This window comes from Pseudoalteromonas sp. CH_XMU1449-3 (genome assembly GCF_037027245.1).
GTDB classification, from domain to species: Bacteria; Pseudomonadota; Gammaproteobacteria; order Enterobacterales; family Alteromonadaceae; genus Pseudoalteromonas; species Pseudoalteromonas shioyasakiensis.
Genome location: NZ_JAYMDY010000041.1, coordinates 1 through 7,201, shown reverse-complemented (window position 1 = coordinate 7,201; position 7,201 = coordinate 1). Strand labels below are relative to the sequence as shown.

Annotated in this window: 7 protein-coding genes; 2 read left to right on the top strand and 5 right to left on the bottom strand. The window is 40.5% G+C overall.

The window, feature by feature from the left end:
• Together WA256_RS20950 and WA256_RS20945 are read left to right on the top strand one after the other, a co-directional pair.
• Window positions 1-502 (top strand): GDP-mannose 4,6-dehydratase (locus WA256_RS20950; protein WP_335993304.1); only part of this gene is annotated, 502 nt, incomplete at its 5' end.
• Between the two features lie 110 nt (window positions 503-612).
• Window positions 613-2,748, top strand: coding sequence for a YjbH domain-containing protein (locus WA256_RS20945; RefSeq protein ID WP_335993302.1), 2,136 nt, complete (start codon window positions 613-615; stop codon window positions 2,746-2,748).
• Between the two features lie 85 nt (window positions 2,749-2,833).
• Here the strand turns inward: WA256_RS20945 and WA256_RS20940 are convergent, their stop codons facing one another.
• From WA256_RS20940 to WA256_RS20920, 5 genes are all read right to left on the bottom strand, one after another.
• Window positions 2,834-3,181, bottom strand: a complete 348-nt coding sequence (locus WA256_RS20940) for a four helix bundle protein (RefSeq protein WP_335993300.1) — start codon at window positions 3,179-3,181, stop codon at window positions 2,834-2,836.
• Between the two features lie 33 nt (window positions 3,182-3,214).
• A complete protein-coding gene (locus WA256_RS20935) occupies window positions 3,215-4,618 on the bottom strand; it encodes an MBL fold metallo-hydrolase (RefSeq protein ID WP_335993298.1) in 1,404 nt (467 codons plus the stop codon).
• 293 nt (window positions 4,619-4,911) lie between these two features.
• Entirely contained in the window at window positions 4,912-5,991 is a 1,080-nt protein-coding gene (locus WA256_RS20930; RefSeq protein WP_335993296.1) for a phosphotransferase enzyme family protein, read from the bottom strand.
• Between the two features lie 41 nt (window positions 5,992-6,032).
• A complete protein-coding gene (locus tag WA256_RS20925) occupies window positions 6,033-6,920 on the bottom strand; it encodes an NTP transferase domain-containing protein (protein ID WP_335993294.1) in 888 nt (295 codons plus the stop codon).
• A 171-nt stretch (window positions 6,921-7,091) separates the two neighbouring features.
• A complete protein-coding gene (locus WA256_RS20920; protein ID WP_138602026.1) occupies window positions 7,092-7,196 on the bottom strand; it encodes an IS3 family transposase in 105 nt (34 codons plus the stop codon).
• Window positions 7,197-7,201 lie beyond the last annotated feature (5 nt).

Below are 7,201 nucleotides of genomic sequence, written 5' to 3'. Positions count from 1 at the left end.
TGCCTTTGTTATCTTACGTTACTTTAACCCTGTCGGCGCACATGAATCTGGTCTTATTGGTGAAGACCCAAATGGTATTCCTAACAACTTATTACCTTATATTTCGCAAGTCGCTGTGGGTAAGCTAGAAAAGCTAGGTGTATTTGGGGATGATTACGATACTGTAGATGGTACAGGTGTTCGTGACTATATCCACGTTGTCGATTTAGCATTAGGTCACTTAAAAGCGCTGAACCGAATTGCAAGTGATACAGGTGCGCACGTATTTAACCTAGGCACAGGTAATGGTTATTCAGTACTGCAAATGGTTACCGCTTTTGAGAAAGCCAGCGGTCAAGCCGTACCATACCAAATTTCGCCGCGTCGAGCGGGCGATATTGCAGCTTGCTACGCAGCTCCAGAAAAAGCGTTAAAAGAGCTTGGCTGGCAAGCTGAGCGTGGTATCGATGAGATGATGCAAGATACATGGCGTTGGCAAAAGAGTAACCCACATGGCTATTAACAAATATAAAGAGATGTTTAACTTTAAGCTCTAGGTTAATTTATAAAGCAGAGTTTAAGTGTTATATTCAGACTAATTCAAGGATTTTATAACTTTAACTCGGATCCATTATGCCTAAATTTAATACTTTATTTTTAAGTTGTGCTGCTGCATTAAGCTTGCCTGCGGTTGCGGATGATATTAAAAATTACCAATCATTTTCTGGTTATACCGGATTAATCAACATACCTAATGCAGAGGTGGAGCAATCTGGATGCGCGAATGTAGGCTTCAATAATCAATTAGACTTGCGAGGAGTAAAGTATGTTGATGGATATAATTATATTTTTGCAGCAGGGTTAATCGAAGGGCTTGAAGTTAGTGGTCAAATAGCGTCAAGTACAATGAATGATAATATGTTCGCTAATGCGGAGAATCGCAGGCAATTACGAGACCTTTCGTTTAATGCCAAGTATCAAATACCTTACATTCCAAAAGATTGGTTTAGCGTAGCAATTGGTGCTAAAGATTTAGGAGGTGCATCCAACAAGTATGAAACTTACTATGTTGTGGCCTCGAAAGAGTTATGGGATTTTAGGCTTAGTGCTGGAGTTGGTACTAACGAAAAGCTCACTGGAAAAATGGATGGTGCGTTTGCTGGCGTTGAATGGCAGCCACTTGAGTGGTTTAGCTTATTGACAGAGTACGATGCTGAAGCGGTAAATGCCGCAGCTCGTATAACAGTTCCTAAAAAGTGGTTATACGATATTGGCGAGCTTACTTTTACCAGCCGTTTTTATAGTAGTACTGATTTTTCAGAAGATAAAGACTCTTATTGGGGAGTTAACTTTAGCTTACCTTTATCAGACGAAGCTAAAAGCAATTACAAATCTGTTAAACCAGCGCCGTATGTAGAGCCTATTAACACTAAACCTGTGGCTAAGATAAATGATCATGGTTTTGGCTTTTTTCAAGCATCTATGGCGCCAGAGCTTGCACAACAGCCTAAAGTTTTAACTACTGCTAATATTGAACAAGCGCCAAATGAACTTGCGAACACAAGTTTAAGCGGGCAAGTTGAGCAGTTAAAAGAAGCACTTATTGGTGATGGTTTTGAAAATGTTGTAGTGGGTTTTAATACCAGCACAGTATTTGTTAATTTTGAAAACTCAGTATTTAATCGCAACGACATTGATGCTATAGGGGTTGTACTAGGCCGCATTACAGAACATGTTAATTTAGAAAACAAACACTTTAGTGTTCAGTTAGCAAAATCAGATTTACCTTTAATTGCAATTAAAGGTAGTGTTGATAATTACCGTGCCTTTATAAAGCGTGGTATTAGCCCCGATTTAAATATCATGCAGGGTCGGGTTAGCATACCTGAAGGGGTTGTCTGGGCAGGCAAAGCAGAAGCAAGCCCTTACTTTAAACCAAGGTTGACAGTAAACCCTGTTCTTTCATCTACTTATGCTACAGAATTTGGTGTATTTGATTATTCAGTTGGAGTCCGAGCTACGCTAGACATACCTCTTTGGAAAGGGGCGGGTATTAACGTTGCTGCGCAAACAATTGTTGAAGAGAGTGATGATTTTGAAGATCGTAAAGTGTTTGATAATTACAGCCTTGACGAAGGAATAGTTAATGCTAGCCTATACCAAACTTTTGCTCTGCCATACGGTTTTTATAACCAAACCCAAATAGGTTTTTACAAAGACTACTTTGATTTTAAAGCAATTATTAACGAAACCGCTTGGTTGAGCCCAGAGGGCCGCCATAAACTAAGTGCAAAAATCGCGTATTATGATTTTGCTGATTACAGAGCATCTCGAGAATATGAAACACTTTCTTACCAATATAACTGGGTAGAACAAGATATTACATTACACGCATCCGGCGGTAATTATTTTTATGGTGATAGTGGCTATAAACTAGAAAGTCGTTTTTGGTATGGAGATAGCTATGTAGGTATTTTCTATCAAGAAACTGACTCACAAAAAGTGGGGGTGGCAATAAATATTCCACTTACACCTCGTAAAGATATGAACGTTACTCGTTTTGGTCAGTTAAAAGGTAAGTCAGCGTGGCGCACATCAGTATCTACCCGTGTTGGTAATGATATAAATACTCTTATATTTAATGAAGGTTATGCACCAACATCTTCGATCACGCTTGATAACACGGTATTTAATAAAGGTCGTTTAAACTCAAGCTATATTTATAGCAACCTGGCGCGAATGAAAGAAGCGTACGAGAGTTATAAATAGTAGTGACTCGCAGTAGCGAGGGGCGAGATACGAGAATCGAGTCAAACATTAGAAGTCAGATATTAGAGGTTAGTGGTTAGAGCCACTAACTTCTATTATCAAACTGTTGTTTTAGACCCGTTAACATGGCCCCTAACTCTTTGGTTTCTGATATCCAATACAATGCTTTTTCACGTTCTAAGTAGCCTATCTCCAGGCCTATATAGATTTGTGTTCTTGTTTCTGTAAGCGAAGATCTCGCGATATCTATAAACCGACTTTTCTCTTTGTAACTTTCACGGCTTACTCCTTCAGCAATGTTGCTAGGAACTGATAAGCCTGAGCGGGTTAACTGATCTCTAAAACCGAAGTCTTTTAATTCATTTGTTGATTTGTAAATTTCAGCACTTAATCGTGCAGACTGTTTCCATACATCTAGATTTTCAAAGTTCATAACTAACTCCTTGTATTGACTAACCACTAACCACTAACCACTAACCACTATTTCTACTCTTTCTCCTAACTCTGCTTTAAGCTTTTCTGCTAGTGCTTGTTTGGCTTGCTCATCGCCGTGGACGATTTTGATTACACTTGGCTTTTTGCGCATAGCGGTGACAAATCTGATTAATCCTTTTTGATCTGCATGGGCGCTGTAGCCGCTGATGGTATGAATTTGCGCTTTAATCATTATTTTTTGATTATCGATAAATACATAGCCGCCGCGAGGGCCGTACTTTTGAATCTCTCGGCCTAATGTTCCTTGCCCTTGGTAGCCAACAAAAATGACATCGGTTGTTTTGTCGGGTAAAAACAGCTCTAGGTAATTAACTATTCTGCCGCCATTACACATACCGCTGGCAGCGATGATTATAGCTGGCTGTTGTTTTGAGGCTAAAAAGTTAATCAGGGCAAGGTGCTCTTGGTGGCTATCAATTGTATGTAGTTGGTTGAAGTCGAGCGGGTGACGGCCTTGTTTTACGCGTTTTTTTGCTTCGTTATCCCACAGTTCTTTAAAATGTAAATATTCAATTGTGAAATTGGCTGCCATTGGCGAATCTACAATAATTTGCAGTTTATGCCACATAGAACGTTTGCTTGCAGAGTGAATAAGCTGTTCAAACTCATAGAGCAGCTCTTGAGTTCGGCCAATACTAAAAGCCGGTATGAGTACTACGCCATTATCGCTTACTGCACGCTCTATAATCTTTTTAAGAACTGCTACACGCTCTTTACGACCTTGATGGTTTTTATCACCATAGGTTGACTCAATAACTAATGTATCGGCGCGGTAAGGCGGTTTTGGCGTTGGTAATAATGGCGTGTAAGGTGCACCCAAATCACCTGAAAATACCACTCTATGCGAGTTTGGTTTTTTGCCTAGCTTAATTTCAACATAGGCAGAGCCTAAAATGTGCCCAGCACGTTGCAGACGAATTTTATATAATGAGTTTTGATTACTTGAGGCTACTTTTTTGGGGCTAAAGCCCACTCCTACGGGAATGCAGTACCATTTGTTGAAATCAAGAGAGACAATCTGTTGTTTGAGTAACTTTAAGCAAGTGCGGATCATTGCTTCATCGCGAGTTACACCTACTTTTAAGGCATCTTCAATCACCATCGGCAATAGCTTTGCTGTGGCAATCGAGGTAAAAATAGGCCCTTTGAAACCTGCAGCAAGTAAGTAGGGTATGCGACCAACATGGTCGATATGGCAATGTGTGACAATCAGCGCTTTTACCGTTGATATATCAAACTCAATTGCTAGGTCTTGTTTACTGTCTTCCCCTTGAAAGAGCCCACAATCAACAAGTACAGAATTTGTGTCATCAATAAATAGCTGGTGGCAAGACCCTGTTACGCCTTTCACCGCTCCGTGGTGCTTTATATGCATAATAATCTCCTGATTTTAAGCGAGGTTTTAGAATAGAAGCTATTGAGTTATAGAGCAATGGGTGAGCGTTCAACTATTCACGGTTAGAGCCGTCCCTACGTTTTAATATAGGCGTAAAATTTTAGGAGCTGTCAGCTGTCAGCTGTCAGTTTGAAGATCAATTTTGGTTATGCATTTATTTGTGGGCTGGGCGCTGTATTTCAGACGCGCCAAGCAAGCGTGACGCCTACGATAACTCGTACCTCGTTCCGCGCACCTCGTTCCGCGCACCTCGTCCCTCGCATCTCGCATCTCTACCCTTTATTTATCTCTAATATCGCTTTTAACGTATGTTCTTTTTCAAGAATATCGCGATATAAAGCAAATTGGTTGCGGGCGCGTTCTAGGTTGTGGTTTGCATGTTTGGTTGCAAAGTAATTATCGCCATCAATAAAGTCTGTTAAAAAGCGCAGGCCAATCATAAAGGTCATGACCTTGGTACCTAACCAGAAGCTTTCTTTTTCGGCATCGGTGATCACATCTTGTAGTGGTTCAACATAACCTTTAACGATGGCGGCGAAGATCTCTTCACGAACACGTACATTACTTAGGTTGGTTGAATCTTCTTGCTCAGGAGAGCAGAAGGTACGCACCATATCGCCAAAATCAAATAACCAATAACCAGGCATACAGGTATCGAGGTCGATGACTGCTTTTGCATCATCTGACTGTGTGCAAAACAGCATGTTGTTGATTTTTGTGTCGTTATGGCATGGTCTTAAAGGAATGTTTCCTTCAAGTTGTTTTAACTCATCAACTAAAGATTGTTGAGCTAAACAAAAATCGATGTCGTCTTGGCAAAGTGCTACACGATTTACAGGATCTTTGTTGATAACTCTTTTGAAGGCGTCAAAGCGCATCGCTAAGTTATGAAAATCTGGGATCACATGATGCAGCTGATCAGCCTGAAAATCTTGTAGTGCTAGCGCGAATTGTCCAAATGCATTGGCTGCAGTTTGTGCTTGCGAGATAGTTGCTACCACATCTTCACTATAACTGCCGCCAATAAATTCGAGTGCACGCCAAACACCTTGATCGCATTCAACTAAAAAGTCGCTTTCGATAGTTGGAACATGACGAATAATTTCTAGGCTGTATTCACCATTGTCGTGTTTTTCACTAAGGTGCTGCTCAATTAGTCGTGCATTTTCAACTAGGTGCTTAGGGTTAGGAAACACATCGGTATTTAACTTTTGCACAACCAAGGCGTTTTCTTCTGATTTAAGTAACATGGTTGTGTTGATGTGGCCATTGCCAATTGGCTTTAGCGTTACGTTATCTGTGCTTAAGCCAAAGTGCTCAGAAAGATAAGTTGCAACAGGATTAGACTTCATTAATTTTCCATTACTTATTTTTTGCAAGAAGAGGCGAGGGTTTAATCGTTTAGCTTACGACGTAACTGACATAAAGTGTGTGCTATTGCATCCAGTTCAGCTTTGTAGGTTACGCCATACCATGGCTCTTGTGCAGTATAAACGGTTACAGCTTGGCGGTTATCTTGAATCGCGAGTTGTATCTCATTTGGTAAATAATACTCTTTCGTGACACCGTTGTCAGTATTTTCTAAAAACTCAATAAAACCTGTTTCTAAGTCATTAAATAAACTGGGTGTTATTCCCCAAAAGCTCATAGAACCTAGGGCATCATCGGCAATTTGTAATCTCTCACCATGTGGATTGTTGCCTTTTAAAACATTATTTTCGAGTTTAATATCTAGGTACTCAACCACATCAGTTAAATGCTGGTGGCTATCAACAGAGCATACACCTCGGTTTACACCACCTTCTTCGGAGAGTGTATCTTTTATTGGGTAGCCTACCATCGCCCAATTGCTATGCTGCTTGAAGTGCTCATTAATAATTGTAAATGAAGACTCGCCATAATAATCATCGGCTGTAATGACAATCGCAGGGTTATTTACATAGGGTTTTGCGCAAAGTAAAGCATGACCTGTGCCCCATGGCTTTTGGCGTTCAGCAGCTAGATGCTCATAGCCATTTGGCACTGTACTAATTGCTTGCTCAACTAGGATTACTTCGAGCGACTCTGGTAGGCGCGGTAAAATCGACGCTTCAAATTCAGCACGAATTTTTTTATTAATTATGATCACGGCTTGGCTCACGCCCGCTTTAACCGCATCCTGAATACTAAGCTCCATGATGGTACAGCCCAGCCCTGGTATTTCGGCAATCTGTTTGTTTCCGCCAAAGCGGCTACCCAGCCCGCCAGCCAATACGATTAAAGTAAGAGAGTGTTGAGTCATCGTGCAACTTAAATAAAAAACAAAGGAAAAGTGTACCAGAAACAATCACGGAGGAGGAAGGGAAGCTTTAAGCTTTAAGCTTTAAGCTATAAGCTATAAGCTATAAGCTATAAGCTATAAGCTATAAGCTATAAGCTATATGATCTGACCCCGATAAAGTAGACACGGGGTTTAATTAACTTGTTCGTACTGCATGGGACTTTTATACCCTAGGGTGCCATGCCTTCTTACTGAGTTGTAGTATTTTTCAATATAAAAATACGTTTGTGTTGTCATTTCAC

Bases quoted from the DNA above. Each gene is read 5' to 3' on its own strand.
- WA256_RS20945 (WP_335993302.1), top strand. From the start codon at position 613: ATGCCTAAATTTAATACTTTATTTTTAAGTTGTGCTGCTGCATTAAGC.
- WA256_RS20940 (WP_335993300.1), bottom strand. From the start codon at position 3,181: ATGAACTTTGAAAATCTAGATGTATGGAAACAGTCTGCACGATTAAGT.
- WA256_RS20935 (WP_335993298.1), bottom strand. From the start codon at position 4,618: ATGCATATAAAGCACCACGGAGCGGTGAAAGGCGTAACAGGGTCTTGC.
- WA256_RS20930 (WP_335993296.1), bottom strand. From the start codon at position 5,991: ATGAAGTCTAATCCTGTTGCAACTTATCTTTCTGAGCACTTTGGCTTA.
- WA256_RS20925 (WP_335993294.1), bottom strand. From the start codon at position 6,920: ATGACTCAACACTCTCTTACTTTAATCGTATTGGCTGGCGGGCTGGGT.
- WA256_RS20920 (WP_138602026.1), bottom strand. From the start codon at position 7,196: ATGACAACACAAACGTATTTTTATATTGAAAAATACTACAACTCAGTA.